The organism is Virgibacillus ainsalahensis, from assembly GCF_055380755.1.
On the sequence record NZ_AP043943.1, the window covers coordinates 3043587 to 3058760 of the forward strand.

Annotated in this window: 15 protein-coding genes; all 15 read right to left on the reverse strand. The window is 39.3% G+C overall.

Annotated elements, in window-relative coordinates; all coding sequences use genetic code 11:
* Nucleotides 1–31: 31 nt before the first annotated feature.
* The 15 genes from ACZ427_RS14995 to larC all read right to left on the reverse strand — a co-directional run bounded on the left by ACZ427_RS14995 (nucleotide 32) and on the right by larC (nucleotide 15043).
* Nucleotides 32–163, reverse strand: a complete 132-nt coding sequence (locus ACZ427_RS14995) for a hypothetical protein (RefSeq protein WP_461176890.1) — start codon at nucleotides 161–163, stop codon at nucleotides 32–34.
* Between the two features lie 3 nt (nucleotides 164–166).
* Entirely contained in the window at nucleotides 167–1648 is a 1482-nt protein-coding gene (locus tag ACZ427_RS15000) for an MFS transporter (RefSeq protein WP_461176891.1), read from the reverse strand.
* A 232-nt stretch (nucleotides 1649–1880) separates the two neighbouring features.
* Entirely contained in the window at nucleotides 1881–3248 is a 1368-nt protein-coding gene (locus ACZ427_RS15005; RefSeq protein WP_461176892.1) for a hypothetical protein, read from the reverse strand.
* 194 nt (nucleotides 3249–3442) lie between these two features.
* Complete coding sequence (gene larC2, locus ACZ427_RS15010) at nucleotides 3443–3910, reverse strand: nickel pincer cofactor biosynthesis protein LarC2 (protein ID WP_461176893.1); 468 nt, start codon at nucleotides 3908–3910, stop codon at nucleotides 3443–3445.
* Between the two features lie 2 nt (nucleotides 3911–3912).
* On the reverse strand, nucleotides 3913–4668 hold the full coding sequence (larB, locus tag ACZ427_RS15015) for a nickel pincer cofactor biosynthesis protein LarB (protein WP_461176894.1): 756 nt from the start codon (nucleotides 4666–4668) through the stop codon (nucleotides 3913–3915).
* Between the two features lie 58 nt (nucleotides 4669–4726).
* On the reverse strand, nucleotides 4727–6202 hold the full coding sequence (locus ACZ427_RS15020; protein WP_461176895.1) for a gluconokinase: 1476 nt from the start codon (nucleotides 6200–6202) through the stop codon (nucleotides 4727–4729).
* 95 nt (nucleotides 6203–6297) lie between these two features.
* Nucleotides 6298–7068 (reverse strand): SDR family oxidoreductase, encoded by a 771-nt coding sequence (locus ACZ427_RS15025; protein ID WP_461176896.1) that lies wholly within the window; start codon nucleotides 7066–7068, stop codon nucleotides 6298–6300.
* A gap of 30 nt (nucleotides 7069–7098) precedes the next feature.
* Nucleotides 7099–8367, reverse strand: a complete 1269-nt coding sequence (locus ACZ427_RS15030) for a nickel pincer cofactor-dependent isomerase, group 22 (RefSeq protein WP_461176897.1) — start codon at nucleotides 8365–8367, stop codon at nucleotides 7099–7101.
* Nucleotides 8368–8849: 482 nt separating this feature from the next.
* Entirely contained in the window at nucleotides 8850–9155 is a 306-nt protein-coding gene (locus ACZ427_RS15035) for a monooxygenase (protein ID WP_461176898.1), read from the reverse strand.
* A gap of 90 nt (nucleotides 9156–9245) precedes the next feature.
* Complete coding sequence (locus ACZ427_RS15040) at nucleotides 9246–10319, reverse strand: Gfo/Idh/MocA family protein (RefSeq protein ID WP_461176899.1); 1074 nt, start codon at nucleotides 10317–10319, stop codon at nucleotides 9246–9248.
* 187 nt (nucleotides 10320–10506) lie between these two features.
* A complete protein-coding gene (locus ACZ427_RS15045; RefSeq protein ID WP_461176900.1) occupies nucleotides 10507–11367 on the reverse strand; it encodes a sugar phosphate isomerase/epimerase family protein in 861 nt (286 codons plus the stop codon).
* Nucleotides 11364–12374 carry a Gfo/Idh/MocA family protein gene (locus ACZ427_RS15050; protein WP_461176901.1) on the reverse strand — a complete coding sequence of 337 codons (1011 nt, stop codon included), beginning with the start codon at nucleotides 12372–12374 and terminating at the stop codon, nucleotides 11364–11366. The genes ACZ427_RS15045 and ACZ427_RS15050 overlap by 4 nt, the downstream gene beginning before the upstream one ends.
* 67 nt (nucleotides 12375–12441) lie before the next feature.
* Nucleotides 12442–13593 carry a Gfo/Idh/MocA family protein gene (locus ACZ427_RS15055; protein WP_461176902.1) on the reverse strand — a complete coding sequence of 384 codons (1152 nt, stop codon included), beginning with the start codon at nucleotides 13591–13593 and terminating at the stop codon, nucleotides 12442–12444.
* Between the two features lie 187 nt (nucleotides 13594–13780).
* Nucleotides 13781–14191, reverse strand: coding sequence for a methylglyoxal synthase (gene mgsA, locus ACZ427_RS15060; protein WP_461176903.1), 411 nt, complete (start codon nucleotides 14189–14191; stop codon nucleotides 13781–13783).
* Between the two features lie 27 nt (nucleotides 14192–14218).
* Complete coding sequence (gene larC / locus ACZ427_RS15065) at nucleotides 14219–15043, reverse strand: nickel pincer cofactor biosynthesis protein LarC (protein WP_461176904.1); 825 nt, start codon at nucleotides 15041–15043, stop codon at nucleotides 14219–14221.
* Between the last annotated feature and the right edge of the window lie 131 nt (nucleotides 15044–15174).

The window sequence follows — 15174 nt, forward strand, 5'->3', positions numbered from 1 at the left end:
CGCATAGAGGCTAGCATTTTCATAATTTATATTATCCTTTATAACTGAAATCCTGAATTTTAATCCAGCTCTTTATGGTCTCCATCACATTTGACTCGTACCATTTTTCTTCCACACTGTTTCCTTTATCCTGTTCGATTTTGAATTGGTCAAATCCTATCATATCTTACAAAACTGCTGAGTCATTTTCTTCTTTTTTTCCTTCATCTTTCACTTCAGCAATCGATGCTTGAATTTCTTCCATTTTTTTACCATCCAATTTATAGAACTTCATTGCAATAATAGAAATAAGCCAGCATACTATTGGAACACCGAAAAAGATAATCAATGTCATAATCAGTAAAGGTGTAGTTAATGTCTCTCCTAACTGTGGAAATTCATTTTGATAGCCTATTAATGCTACAAGAAAACCAACAAGCGCTGGTGCCAAAGAAGATACCATTTTATCAATGAAAGAGAAGATCGTGCCCATCATCCCAGGTACATAACGCCCTGTTCTATATGTTTCATAATCGGAAACATCGGCAATCATTGGAATAACAATAGATGGTGTCAGTGTTGTAATACCATTACCTATACTATACAGTACTAAAAAGACAATCGTTGCCATACCTATATTCTGCAGAGAGATGACGGTTGTATCAATTATTAAGAAGAAGGGAATCAGAACCCCAAAAGAAATAATGCCTAACCATGAAGCATTTACCAGAGTATTTTTCATTCCTTTCTTTCTCGCATACATAACTCCTAAGAATGTAATAATAACTCCCGGTATAATAGTAATTGCTGATATTGTACCACTAAGCGCATAGTCTCCAAGCAGAATTCCGAAAAACATAACGATTACAGGTGCTTGTCTCAAAACCTGAGAAGCGAGTTTATCTGTAGATGCGGCAATCACCAGCATTTGCAACGGGCGATTTTCTTTCAAAATCGGCCAGTAATCACGAAATCTCGTATGTGCGGTCAAATTCGCCAGACCGAAGAATTCTTTCCTATCCTTCGTCCAAATTGCAATAACCGCCATGATTGTAAAGACACCAGCAGTAATCATTACAATTGTATTCAATTCTGTGAAAAGACTAGCCGTAAAGTCACCATGCTTCGCCATAAGATAAGAAGCTACAAAAATTTGACCACCTGTAAATACTCCGATATTGTAAACGGAATCAAAAATAGAAAAAAGTGGACGTTGTTTTGGATCATTTGTCAAAACCGTCTGTGCCGCTTTCGTTACAGCGGTCTGCATGGTATAGCCAATAATATAAATCGCATAAATACCGATAAAGAAAATCAACTGAAATGACTCCGGTAACTGATGGGTTACATTATACATAATTAAAATCGAACCAGCTAAAATGATATTTCCGATAATCATAATTGGCCTGAATTTACCAAATTTCGACTCGGTTTTATCAATCACAAATCCAATAATCGGATCGGTAATACCATCAAATACACGCATAAATGTTAAAATTGTACTAACTACTACAACTGTCAGTCCTGCAATACCTGTTGCATAATAAGACACAAATGTTAACGCAAACATATATAAGTTCGTTGCAGTATTATTAAGTGCAAAAAATGCAATTTGCCAGATCTTCGCTGAATGATAGTTGTTTTCGTTGCCCACTGCTGTTGTTGACATGAATATCCCCCCTAGATTGGTAAACCGCTTTCATTTCGTGAAAATTTTTAGGGCTCACGACTCCTTATTATTTCAATTAATCTATTATTTCTATAGCTAGTTAATTTGTTAGGTAAACAAACTAACTAAGTTATTTATAGTATAAATGTAAGCGGTTAAAAAGGCAAGGGTTTTTTTGAAAAAAATAGAGACTGCTTGATTTGATTAAAGCAGTCTCTAAGTTTCCCTGAAATTATAAAAGCAAATATGCGATGATTGATCCAATGCCACCAAAAATAAGAGCGTATGGCATATTAATTAAGGTAATCCGGTATGGACTCTCCCCCAGATTCATTGCAGTAATTTGAACAACCAGTCCATACGTACTTACAGAAGTAGTAGCAACCGCACTCGTCACAAGAACAATTGCTAGACTGACCGGATTCATAAACTCCAATAACACCGCTATAACACTGCCTAAAATACCCATTGTTGCAATCGGATGAACGCCAAACATACTTAAGAAAATAAAAATAACCTGTATAAGAATAAAAACAAGTAATGGGTGATCAGACAACGCCAAAATCGGCTGTTGAATAAAATCCAGATAGGATGTATCGTTTATACTATTTTCAAAAAAGGCCAAGGAGAAGAAGAGAATAATGAAATTTTGCATCGTATTCGTCTTCTGTTTCCATGTTGGCCAGCCAATTTTCCAAAAACTGCGTAACCTCTTCATAATAATGGACCAAATGAAGGCAAACGGGAATATAAGCAATGTTACCGTAAAAATAAAATCCAGGTTAAACAAATTGCCTATCATTATTACAAGTGTTAAGAACATAATTAGTGCGGCTAACAAATGGGCTATTTTTTTAGTCAATGCCCCTACATCCATATCTGACCCGCTATTCGTATTTTCATAGGAATATTTCTTGTAATGAAACCTTCCCCAAATGGAATCTAGTGAAAATGTCAACACTGCAATCAAGAGAAGCCAAGGCAACAAGGAAACATAATCAACTCCAGTTGTAAATATGGAAACCGCCAACAATATTTCCAATGGACTCCATAAGAGGGCTAAGGAATAACCCCGGAGTGTCGCTGTACTGGTAAATGAATCCCGCAATTTTTTATTGAGCGAGCTTAAATTCTTCTTTAGTACATCCTGTGATATGGTAGCAGCTGATAAATTTAAAAACGATGCGAATGTCAGCGTTGTTACAGAACTGCGCGGATAGAGCTTACCCAAATCAGCAACATTCACTTTCAGCAAACTATTAAGACTACGATCGAACCGTCCACTCTTTACGACACTGTTCATCCATGGAAGCATAGCTAATAGTGTCAACAGGGAGAGGTTAGATGTTAGCATTGCTGGAATGGCAGCGATAGATTGTCCTGACGAAATAAAAGCAGCAGCACCAACCACAGTAAAAGTAACGGCCAGAATTTTGAACAATCTGGAAGCCCAGGGAATAGAAATGGCGAACATAAAGATAGAAAAAATTCCAATGATGTAATTTAATGTTTCGTTTTCTATGAAAACATTGATTATATGTAGTAAAAATACGACTGAATAAAAGATATACAAATAACGAAAGATTGGATGTTGTCTCATTTTCTCCTCCCGTAGCATAATGGGAATTATTTATGGATTTTAGAAAACAGCTTTCTGGTTAAATTAGCTGTTTTCATTATAGAGGTGGCTGTATGCTCCTATTCGCCATGCATGCTGGTTTCTTAACTGCTGAAAAAAATAAGGTTATCCCACAATATTAATGAGACAACCAATTTCCTATTTGAATTCCATAATCATTTCATTTCCTGCCAAACCCGCTCATAAACCTTCTTCAAAGGAATGTCAAATTTCTCCGCAATTGCCCTGCAATCCTCAAACTCTGGAGAACTTTGAAAGACTCCCCCATCTTTCAGGCCCTGCTTCACTGTCACCGTCCCCCACTCCGTCTCTACTTTTATAAAAGACCTCTCCATCCGGTGAACTGTCAATGGATAATACCGAATTCCCAGCGTCGTTGTTTCTTTCAACAGAATTTCTTTCATGTGATTGATATTTTTTTGGGAGCAAAGTAATTGCAGCAAAATTCCCGGCCTGTTCTTCTTCATATAAATCGGCGTATAAAATACATCATTTGCTCCCGCTTCAATCAAGACATCCATGACATAGCCTAGCCATTCACCGGAAATATCATCAAGATTCACTTCCATTTTCACCATTTGATCATCGATATGCTCATGGTTTGGAGGTTGTTTGGAGACCACGTTTAAAACCCCTCTCCATCTTTTTGCGACATTCGATCCATCAATACAGCATTGTAGGCACCGCCAAAGCCATTATCGATATTAACCACACTTACTCCCGATGCGCAAGAGTTTAACATCGCCAAGAGTGCAGACAAACCTTGGAAGTTCGCGCCATACCCAATACTGGTCGGAACAGCAACCACCGGGTGTGATACAAGCCCACCGACAACACTTGGCAGGGCTCCTTCCATGCCTGCCACCACAACAGACACGTTAGCATTCTGGATTTCCTCTGCATTATCCAGCAAACGATGGATTCCAGCGACACCTACATCATAAATCCGACGTACTTCACTGCCCAGTACTTCTGCTGTCACAGCTGCTTCTTCTGCTACTTTCAAATCAGAGGTTCCTGCACATACAACTGCAATATAGCCTTTCGCTTTATTTGTGGACACCGTTTTCTGCTTCCAAAAAAGAACTTCTGCTACATCATAATAGGTAAGTTCTGGATGCCGTTCTAAAATAACTTCGGCCTTTTCCTTGGAAATTCGTGTTGCCAGTACATTATTCTCTTTTGCTTGAATGGCTTCAATGATGGAGGTAATTTGTTCAGCGGATTTTCCTTCTCCATAAATAACTTCCGGAAAACCTTGACGTTTTTTTCGATGATGGTCCACTTTGGCAAACCCTAAATCCTCATATGCAGCCAACATTTCCTTGGCCTCTGCCACACTTAATTTGCCTTCCTGGACTTGTTTTAAAATATCTTCCAACGTTCTCCCTCACTTTAAGATCCATCAGCAGGAACATGCGCTGCTAATGAATTAATTATCACGTAAAATTCACTGCTATATCCTTAGCAATTTTTTCATACTTTGTATATATTCCGGTATAAACTTCATGGTTTTCCATATTCGGCTTTACAACTTTTTCCGGAGGCATGTTTCTCTTAATCTCATCAAAAGAATTCACCTTCCCAATCCCTACCAAAGCTGTCCATGCTGCTCCCCATGCCGCATTATGATGGGTATCTGAAAGGTGTACTTCTTTTCCAAATACATCTGCCATGATCTGCACCCATAGTTTGGATTTAGTCAAACCGCCATTGACACTGATCTTTTTCGGCTCGCCGGCTATTTCTTCCAATGACTTTCCAATTTGATAGATATTAAATGTGATGCCTTCAAGAACTGCACGTACGAGATGTTCCTTTTTATGTCCGATACTTAGGCCATAGAAATTTCCTTTCGCTTTCTGGTTCCATAATGGCGCTCTTTCGCCGTTGACGTAAGGTAGAAAGATAATGCCATCTGCGCCTAACTCTACCTTTTCTGCCATTGCAGTCAGTTCATCATGACTGCCCTGAAAATCCAGAAGATCTTTTAACCATTGTAACGCAATTCCCCCATTATTAGTAGGTCCTCCAATAATGGATGTATCTTTTGAAAATGCATACGTAAACGTTTCATGTTTTTCATTAACGCTCGCACCTTCAATGAATTGCCGGATTGCGCCACTCGTACCTACAGAAACATTTACTTCTCCTGGAGAAATTGAACCATTCCCGAGATTTGCCAATTGCCCGTCAGCCGCGCCAATAACAAGAGGGACTTTTTGAGAGATTCCAATTTCTTCGGCAATGTGATTGTCTAAACCAGTCAGCACTTCCGTTGGAGGCACGATTTTAGACAACTGCTCTTTTTTGACTCCTGTGATTTCCAGTGCTTCCTCGTCCCAATCCTGTGTTTTTAAATTAAACATTCCTGTGGCTGATGCCATTGAATAATCAACGACACGTTTCCCAAACCATTTTTGCAGCAAAAACTCTTTCATGGATATGAAGTAGGCTGCATTGCGATACGCTTCAAAATCTGTTTCTTTCATCCATAATAATTTATTAAGTGGGGACATTGGGTGAATCGGTGTACCCGTTCTGGAATAGATGTCCATTCCTTTGGTATGCAACAGTTTTTCCGCCAATTCACTGCTTCTGCCATCAGACCAAATCAGCATCCCGGATATTGGATTACCACTATCGTCTGTACAAATAAGGGAATGCATCGCGCTGGAGATACCAATCGTTAACAGTTCCTCATGATTTACGTCTGCCGTTTCAATAACTTCTTTCATCGCCAATACAGAGGAGCACTCTATCTTTTTAGGATCCTGTTCAACCCAGCCAGGGTGCGGATAATTGGTTGTTATCATTTGTTCCGCTTCAGCGATTAATTTCCCTCTCAGATCAAAGAGAACTGCTTTTACACTTGTTGTTCCCAAATCAAGCCCCATAACTAATTCTCTTACCATAATTATCTCTTCCTTTACATCCAAATTAATTAAGGTTCTGCAGAAAAGGCTTTGGAACGAATAGAACCAAAGCCTTTTGCCTGACCATTAAAGGTTTATATTGTCATACCACCAAATCCGCCATCTACACGGAGAAGCGTTCCTGTAACGAATCCGGAAGCTTTTTCAGATGCCAGATAGACAGCTGCACCTTGAAGCTCTTCCGGCTCACCAAAACGTTCCATTGGTGTATGGCCCATAATTGAATTAATACGGTCCTCATCTAATATTTTACGATTTTGCTCGGCAGGGAAGAATCCTGGAATAATTGCGTTCACACGGATACCATGTGGAGCGAATTCTTTCGCAAGATATTGTGTTACACTGTTGATTCCTGCTTTTGATGCAGAATACGTAAAGACTCTGGATAATGGTGTTGTTGAGGAAACAGATGAAATGTTGATAATGCTTCCTTTTCTTTCCTGTTCAATCATTCGTTTTGCGAGAATTTGTGTTGCGAATACTACACCTCTTAAGTTTACATCCATAATGTCATCCCATTCATCTGTGCCCAATTCCATGAATGGTGTAGAGCTGTTTTTACCAGGTGCATTCAGAACAACATCCCAGCCGCCTGACCAGGCTTCGATATCTTTTGCTGCCTGCTCGATAGATTCAAGATCGCTGACATCCCCCACAAATGATTTAGCTTCTCCGCCTGCAGCTTCGATCTGCTTTGTCACTTCTTCCGCTTTTTCCATATTACGGCCGACAATGGCAACTTTGGCACCATGATCTGCTAATCCTTGTGCGATGGAACCACCCAGTGTACTATTTCCTCCAATTGCAACAACTGTTTTTCCTGTTAAATCAAATAAATTTGTCATTTCATAAATCCCCCTGGTACGTATTTTATATTAAGCCAAATTACCTTCATTATTAAAATTGATTTCATATAGTTCTGAAGTCTGTTCGATACTGTCATGCCCTTTCACATGATCTAATAATGCCTCAGATACTTCAATCTCACTGACATGGAGAGTGTTTTTAATCCGAACCATTTTCACTGTGTTAAAATCGAGTATATTGCAAGTTTTAATTGCCGCTTTGATTGCCTGCTCATCATTCGGCAAAGCTGTTGATATATGGGTTGGCCCTACAACGGTTGATGTTAAACCATTGGCATAGGTTGCCTCCCTGTCCATCTTATCAACAAGCCGCTGTGTGGTGAAATCTGCAGTCCCGACTCCATTGGCATTCCCTTCCGTTTCTTCTGTTAAGTCAAGTACAACCATTTTCGTGACATCCGGTCCCCCATAGGCATAAGGAGTCGGATAACGTCCGGTAATATTAGGGTCCATGCCATCACCACTGATATTTTTCCCAATTTCATCAATGACAAGCACATCAATTTTGTCAAAATGGATCTTCGGCAACAACTGTTTAGCAAGCTTCTGCAGCTCGGTTTCTCTTTCTTCTACTTCATCCGGAGCCAAAACTTCAATTTCCGCCACTTTATCAAAAGCATTTTCGACTGTAGCTACTGCAAAAAGAATCGGCATCTTCGACATAGTCATTTTGGCCATTTCCGGAACATGCTCAGCCATATGTTTGAACCCAAGCTGATGACATGCTTCTGCACCTTTTTGTTTTCCAAGGCCAATACTAATCATTTTCATAATTCCGCTTTCTACAGGTCCACGAAAAGCAGTATGTGGTTTCACCCTATTAATAATGACAATACCGTCTGCTTCAGAAGCTATTTTGTCAACATATACAGGTAAGCCGTTCGGCAATTCGCCAACCTTAATGACCTCCATGGAGGAACGGATTTCGGCATTGACACTTTCTTCCGTTACACCTAAATGCTCAAGCACAGCTTTCTGTCCTGGCCCTGTTGCACCTCCATGACTTCCCATACATGGTACAAGAAAAGGCTTTGCACCTAAATCCTGCAGATATTTGACAGTAACGGCGGTCATTTCCACAAGACGGTCCATCCCTCTGCTTCCGACTGCTATAGCAATCTCCATGCCCGGCTTAACGGTTTCCTTTATATATTCCTTATCCAATTCAGCACCTAGTGCAGCACTGAGATCATCCACTTGAGATCGATCAAATTCCTGCTTCACTTTCGCCATTTTAGGGAGAGGAATATCCTGCAATAATTCTTGAAGAATACCCATAAACCAACACACTCCTTTTTTAAAACTCTATGTTTATTTTCTGTAATTAACAAGATACTTCTTTAAATATACTTCCCTCACAAATCCTTCTTAACACTATAATAATGGTAAAAATGAAGCAAGTCATGTAATCCCTTTCAAATCGGAATAAAAAACGAGCGTGAGTCTACTGACATTAAGGGAATGGTCGTTTTTATTTAATTTGTTTAGTAAACAAATTATTAATTAAAGAATACCATTTCCTCCCTGGTTCGTCAAATAAAATCACGGGTTTTTAAGGGGGCAAAAAGTAGTGTAATCGTACTCCGAGATCTACCTAGCCCCCCATCAAGTGTATGCAGTTTTCGCTCCTTATACCTCAATCCTCACGAAAGACTGATTTCTAAAAGATTACCTTTGTCCAAACAATGAATCTTAACTAGTAGTTGATATAGTTTATAAAAATAACAGCAAACGATACGAAATCAGCCTCATGGAAAAAATTATTCTATTGGACCATTCGTGATCTTTGTGAGTTTAGAATTGATAGCAAAAATTTTCGCATTCACATCTGTAATCCCAAATCCATCTAGCCTTTTTGTGTGCATATCTATATATTTTTCAGCAGTTTCTTTTGTTTCAAAGATATAGATTCCTCCAGCTTCATTTGTTTCAGGGTTTTCGGTCCAAATTTTCCACATGAATCCTTCTTCTTCGTTGATACTATCTGCTAAATCAGAAAATGCCTCTGCCATTTCATCACCAAATGGTCCCTGCATTGGAAAGTCCACTTGTAATACGTACGCCATTTTCATTCTCCTTTACGATTAAAGATTAAAGATGATACAGAAAGAAAAGCTGCCCGAATAACCATAGTCGATTATCAGACAGCCAATCATTTATTTTGTTACTACTACTGCCTGTTCCTGAGCTATTAAGCAAAGTTCTGCAGCTTTAAATGCATGCTCTTGTGTCATTGCATTCTCTGTACGGCTCATACAATCTTTGATTAGTTCACCAAAAAACGGGAAGCCTACTTCACCTGATAGGGAATAATGCTTTTCGCCATCTTTATTAACCAAATAGAGATGATCTCCTGTTTCTTCACGGGCTACATCCACATATTTACGAATTTCAATGGTACCTTCTGTTCCAGTAATGAAAGTTCGGCCATCGCCCCATGTACTTAATCCTTCTGGTGTGAACCAGTCTACCTTGAAGATTTGAGTTGCACCATTATCACCAACTAAGGTAGCATCACCATAATCTTCTAATTCCGGGTGATCTGGATTATTGTAGTTTCCAACTTTACTATGAAGGATTTCTGCATCTGCACATCCTGCATAATATAGGAATTGTTCAATCTGATGACTGCCGATGTCGCATAAAATGCCACCATACTGTTCTTTATTGAAGAACCAGTCTGGACGACTTGGGGCATTCAAGCGATGGGGGCCGAATCCAGTGACTTGAATAACTTTACCAATTGCTCCGTCCTTAATAAGGTCTCCGGCAAATACAGCACCTTCAACGTGAAGCCTTTCACTGAAGTACACCATATATTTTTGTCCAGTTTTTTCAACGACACGCTTTGTTTCTTCCAATTGTGCCATGGTAGTAAATGGAGTTTTATCTGTAAAATAATCTTTTCCAGATTCCATCACTTTATTTCCTAATGCACTTCTTTCTGATGGAATTGCCGCAGCTGCTACCAGTTTAATGGAGTCATCTGTCAAAACTTGTTCCAGTGAATCAGCAACCTCTACGTCTGGAAATTGCTCAACAAAATCCTTTACCTTTTCTGGATCTGGATCATAAACCCATTTCAATGTAGCACCTGCTTCTACCAGTCCATTACACATCCCATTAATGTGACCATGGTCAAGTGCAACTGCTGCAATTGGAAATTCTCCTTCTTTTACAACCGGATTTGGTTTTCCTTTTGGCGCATAATTCATACCGTCTTTACTCATGCATCATCCACTCCTTTGTTTCCAACTATCATATCTGTACAAAATATTTGTTATCACTCGTTTTGGATGTGGTCTCGCTCGATTTACTGCACTTCGCTCATTTCGACTGCGATACCGCTCGATTCCACAACATTCCCGCTCGTTTCAGACGCTGTTTCGCGTGATTTAGCGTTTGACACGCTCGATATTAGAACCAGTCTGAATACCCCAGTTTTCTTAAGTTCTGTGCGGATGTTTCCAGACAATCAAACGGGTCACGTCCGTACGTGTCATCCTGCTCGATCAGGAAATACTGTGCTCCGCTTTCCAGACCAGCCTCAATGACAGCATTCATATCAAGGTTTCCTTCGCCTACTTCTGCAAACTCAATAAGATTCGTAAATTTACTAAAGAATGTACCCATATCTTCAAGATCACTTTCCTGGATATCCAATTCACCGATACGGTAATCTTTCAAATGCAATAAGGAGATACGGTCTTTATAATTTTTAATGATTTGTACAGGGTCTTCTCCAGCTCGTTGAATCCAGTGTACATCCAATTCAAAGCCTAGTTTGGACGTATTGTTTTTCATCAGATCCAATAAATATTCCCCATCATATTTCTGGAATTCAATGTGATGTGTGTGATAATACAATTCAATTCCATGTTCTGCCAGACGCTTTGCCATTGTTTCTGCCCGTTTAATGAACTCCATAATTTGATCTTTATCGCCCATGATATTTAATGGCAGCATACCAATACGCAGGAAGTTACAATCCAAAGTTTTACAATCATTAACAATTTTATCAAAATCATCGGTCAGTGTTTCACCAGGGGCACCAGGCATCATTGGTTCCAGGGGTGCAGACATTGCTGCAATCTTAATATCAAATTCCTCGCTTGCACGTTTTAACTCAGCTACATTTGCTTCTGTCATCGGAATCTGGGATACTTCTACAGCACCGAAACCAAGTTCATGCAGTTTTTTCATTGTTTCATATGCACCAAGTTCTTCCACTTTATTTTTAAGCATCATCATTTGCACACCGATTTTACCTTTTGTCATTGATATACCTCCATTTTTATTTCTTGTTTTAGTTCGGATGATCTGCGGATTGCGCTGATAATTTCCATTGATTTCTGTGCGTCCTTCACATGAATATAATCCTGACTGTCATTTTCAATACATGAATAGAAGTGATTAATCAGTTTTGAATGGCTTGCCCCATAATAAAATTTCGCACCTGGGAGCTTCTCATCTTCAATAACTCTTTCCTTCTTACCTTCATCATTTGTTTTCGTCAAAATACTATCTTTAATGGTTAGTTTTCCTTTTTCCAACAAAACCTGGAGCTCTACCGAAGAATTGGTGGCATTTGTGACAGTTGAGAAAAATAGTCCCGTAGCACCATTGGCAAATTGAATATTAGCTGTCGCAGTATCTTCTACTTCATGGCCGTAGTCAAATAGATTGTCAATTGACCCTCTAATTGTCGCAATTTCTCCACCAATCAACTGCATTTGATCCAGGACATGAATTGCCTGATTGATCATAACACCGCCACCGGCCTGTCTCATGATTCCCCGCCATGGCTTCACATCATAATAAGCCTTTGGTCTGAACCAGGTCACCAATCCTTTTAAGCCTGTTACTTTGCCGTACTGTCCGCTTTCAATAATTTCGAGAAGTTTTTCAAACGTTTCATTAAGTCGGTTCTGAAAGCTAATACATATTTTAATATCTTTGTATTGCTCTTCCAAATCAACTAAAGACATACCCTCTTCTGCACTTCTAGCCAGCGGTTTTTCTTGAAATACATGGACGCCCTTTTCAACACAGGCTTTTGTAGCCGCGTAATGAAGGTGGTGCGGCAGGCATACATGAACACAGTCTAATGCTTCCTTTTCCAGCATTTCTTGATAATCTGTATAAAAAGTGGCATTAGCTACCGTATTTTTAAAGGTTTCGTCAATATCACATACCGCTACTAACTTTGTATTTGGATTCTCCTGGATTACAGGCAGATGAATTTTCGAAATATCACCAAGTCCAATCACTGCTACGTTTAACATTCATTTGAGTCTCCTTAAAAACTAACTCACTGCCAGAATGGAAATGAGTTAGTTTGCTTCAATATGATTAATTGTTTTTTTGTTCTTCAGCAATTTTCTTGTTTAATTCTTCCAAGTATAGATCCTCATCAACCGGAAGATCTACTTCCTTTCCAAGCCAGCTGGACAGGTGGATAGCATTTGCTAATGCAACCCCATTAATACCGTCGCTGCCTGGTGCGAGTAACGGCGTTCCATCTAAGACATTTGCTGCAAAGTTTTCCATTACAGCAATATGCTGGCCGCCCCATACGCTTTCGAACTCCAGTACTTCTTCATCAAAAATGTCTCCTGTGTCACCACCCATAAATATGCTCGCGACATCCTTCATGCTCATTGTTGCACTCATTTCAGATTCAGGCTTTTTCAGACGTTTAATTGTAACTGTTTTACTGTCATCAACAATAATTTTCCCTTTGTCTCCATGAATTTCGAATCGATCTGTGCCCATTATATCGTGTGTTGCCGTAATAAATACACCGGTAGCACCATTTCCATAGTCAAGCATTGCTGTAACTTCATCTTCTACTGCAATATCTCTTTGATAGCCATATTTCACATTGGAATATACTTTCTTCGGCATTCCAGCAATCCATTGAAGGAGGTCAAGCTGATGCGGTGCCTGGTTAACAAGAACGCCGCCTCCTTCGCCATCCCATGTCGCTCTCCATGCACTTTGATCATAGTAGCCCTGAGGTCTCCACCATGTTGTGATAATCCAGTTCGTGCGGCGGATTTCACCGATCTCTCCATTGTCGATAACCTCTTTTACTTTTTGATAGAGTTCGTTTGTTCTCTGGTTAAACATAATGCCGAACGTAACTTCCGGCTTTGTTTCTGCAAATTCGTTTAATTCCTTTACCTGTTTCGTATAAACACCAGCCGGTTTTTCTACTAATGCGTGGATGTCTCTTTTTAATGATTCGATACCCATTTCCGGATGCAGATAGTGTGGAACACATGTAACGATAGCATCAACATTTCCACTTTCCATCATTTTAATGTAATCGTCATAAAATGGAACTTCCGGGTACTTTTCTGCAGCAACTTCTTTTTTCTCCGGATCGATATCACAAATTGCTCCAATCTCTATGTTGGAAACTCTTCCTTCTGCGATAAACCCTGCATAGGCATCACCCTGCGCGCCTAGTCCAATAATACCTAATCTTACTTTTTTCATGATTTATTCTCCTCACTATAATTTTTTATTCTATCATCGAATGCGTTTTCATCCGAATTTAATTAAATGAAATGTAAGTGCTTGCATAATTATTATAATGAATATAACTTTGAATTAAAAGGATTATTATTGCAAAAACAGGACTAATTTCACTCAATTACTTTTACACATCTAACCAAGCGTAAGTTTATTCTTTTCCCTGCTCATGAATAATTTCACGCCATTTTAAATCACCACGGTCCAATGCATGAATCAGCAATTCTGCACCACCCATATTTGTAGCTAATGGAATGTTGTACACATCACTAAGCCGCATTAAAGCAGAAATATCAGGCTCATGCGGCTGCGCTGTTAATGGGTCCCGAAAAAATATAACCATATCCATCTTATTCTCCGCAATCAAAGCACCGATTTGCTGATCCCCGCCCAATGGGCCTGACCGAAAACGTTGCACGGATAAACCTGTATTCTCAGAGATTCTTAGCCCGGTCGTTCCTGTAGCGAATAACTTGTGGTTTTTCAGAACATATTTATATGCTTGCGCAAACTGTACAATATCATCTTTCTTTTTATCATGCGCGATTAAAGCAACTTTCATTATCTTAACCTCCCTTTTTCGTAGAATTTATTCACCTATAACGACGCGAAGCACATTCGGGTGGTCCTTAAACGTTTTTGTTCCAGCACCATATCCGATTGCCTTCACCTTCATGGAAGGCAGGGTACGGAATTCCTCTGCAAGCACCGCTATAATTGCCGCTCCAGTCGGTGTTGTAAGCTCTCCTTTAATATCGCTGCCCGCTATAGGAACGCCTTGCAAAATCTCCAGTGTCGCCGGTGCCGGAACTGGATATATACCATGATCGATATGAATTTTTCCACCACCAACCGGAACAGGGGATGATTTAACTGTATCCACATCCAACTGATGAATTAAAATAGCTGTACCCACAATATCAATAATAGAATCAACTGCACCTACTTCATGGAAATGAACATCCTCCAGAGGAAGTCCGTGAATCTTTCCTTCCGCTTCTCCAATTTTCTTAAAGATATTTAATGACGTTTCTTTCACTGCGTCCGTTAAATCGGATGTTTCAATGAGCTTCACAATATCTTTATAGGATCTGTGATCATGATGATGGTGTTGATGGCCGTGATTATGTCCATGATTATGGTGATCGTGGTGATGATTATGCTCATGATTATGTACATGTCCGTTTTCATGATGGTGTTCATGCTCTTTTTCATTTTTTAAAATCACATCAAATTTTGTACTCGTAATTCCATTTTTCACTACTTTCTTCCACGTTAATTCGTATTCATCTTGTATCTGAAGTTTTTGTAATTCTGCTTCCATATTTTCAGAATCAGCCCCGGCATCAACAAGTGCTCCTATTGTCATATCCCCGCTGATTCCAGAAAAGCAATCAAAATAAAGGATTTTCATTTCAAACTCACCTTTTTCTGTTATAATGATGATGGAATCTTAAAAATTTCCAACATTATTACCTGTTATGTAAACCCTTACACTACAGGAGAATAACTTTGTTTAATTTGTCTATTAAACAAATTAAAATA

Coding starts and splice junctions, on each gene's coding strand:
- ACZ427_RS15035 (WP_461176898.1), bottom strand. CDS start 9,155: ATGGCGTACGTATTACAAGTGGACTTTCCAATGCAGGGACCATTTGGT.
- ACZ427_RS15045 (WP_461176900.1), bottom strand. CDS start 11,367: ATGACAAAAGGTAAAATCGGTGTGCAAATGATGATGCTTAAAAATAAA.
- ACZ427_RS15040 (WP_461176899.1), bottom strand. CDS start 10,319: ATGAGTAAAGACGGTATGAATTATGCGCCAAAAGGAAAACCAAATCCG.
- ACZ427_RS15050 (WP_461176901.1), bottom strand. CDS start 12,374: ATGTTAAACGTAGCAGTGATTGGACTTGGTGATATTTCGAAAATTCAT.
- ACZ427_RS15025 (WP_461176896.1), bottom strand. CDS start 7,068: ATGACAAATTTATTTGATTTAACAGGAAAAACAGTTGTTGCAATTGGA.
- mgsA (WP_461176903.1), bottom strand. CDS start 14,191: ATGAAAGTTGCTTTAATCGCGCATGATAAAAAGAAAGATGATATTGTA.
- ACZ427_RS14995 (WP_461176890.1), bottom strand. CDS start 163: ATGATAGGATTTGACCAATTCAAAATCGAACAGGATAAAGGAAACAGT.
- ACZ427_RS15020 (WP_461176895.1), bottom strand. CDS start 6,202: ATGGTAAGAGAATTAGTTATGGGGCTTGATTTGGGAACAACAAGTGTA.
- ACZ427_RS15000 (WP_461176891.1), bottom strand. CDS start 1,648: ATGTCAACAACAGCAGTGGGCAACGAAAACAACTATCATTCAGCGAAG.
- ACZ427_RS15055 (WP_461176902.1), bottom strand. CDS start 13,593: ATGAAAAAAGTAAGATTAGGTATTATTGGACTAGGCGCGCAGGGTGAT.
- ACZ427_RS15030 (WP_461176897.1), bottom strand. CDS start 8,367: ATGGGTATTCTTCAAGAATTATTGCAGGATATTCCTCTCCCTAAAATG.
- ACZ427_RS15005 (WP_461176892.1), bottom strand. CDS start 3,248: ATGAGACAACATCCAATCTTTCGTTATTTGTATATCTTTTATTCAGTC.
- larC (WP_461176904.1), bottom strand. CDS start 15,043: ATGAAAATCCTTTATTTTGATTGCTTTTCTGGAATCAGCGGGGATATG.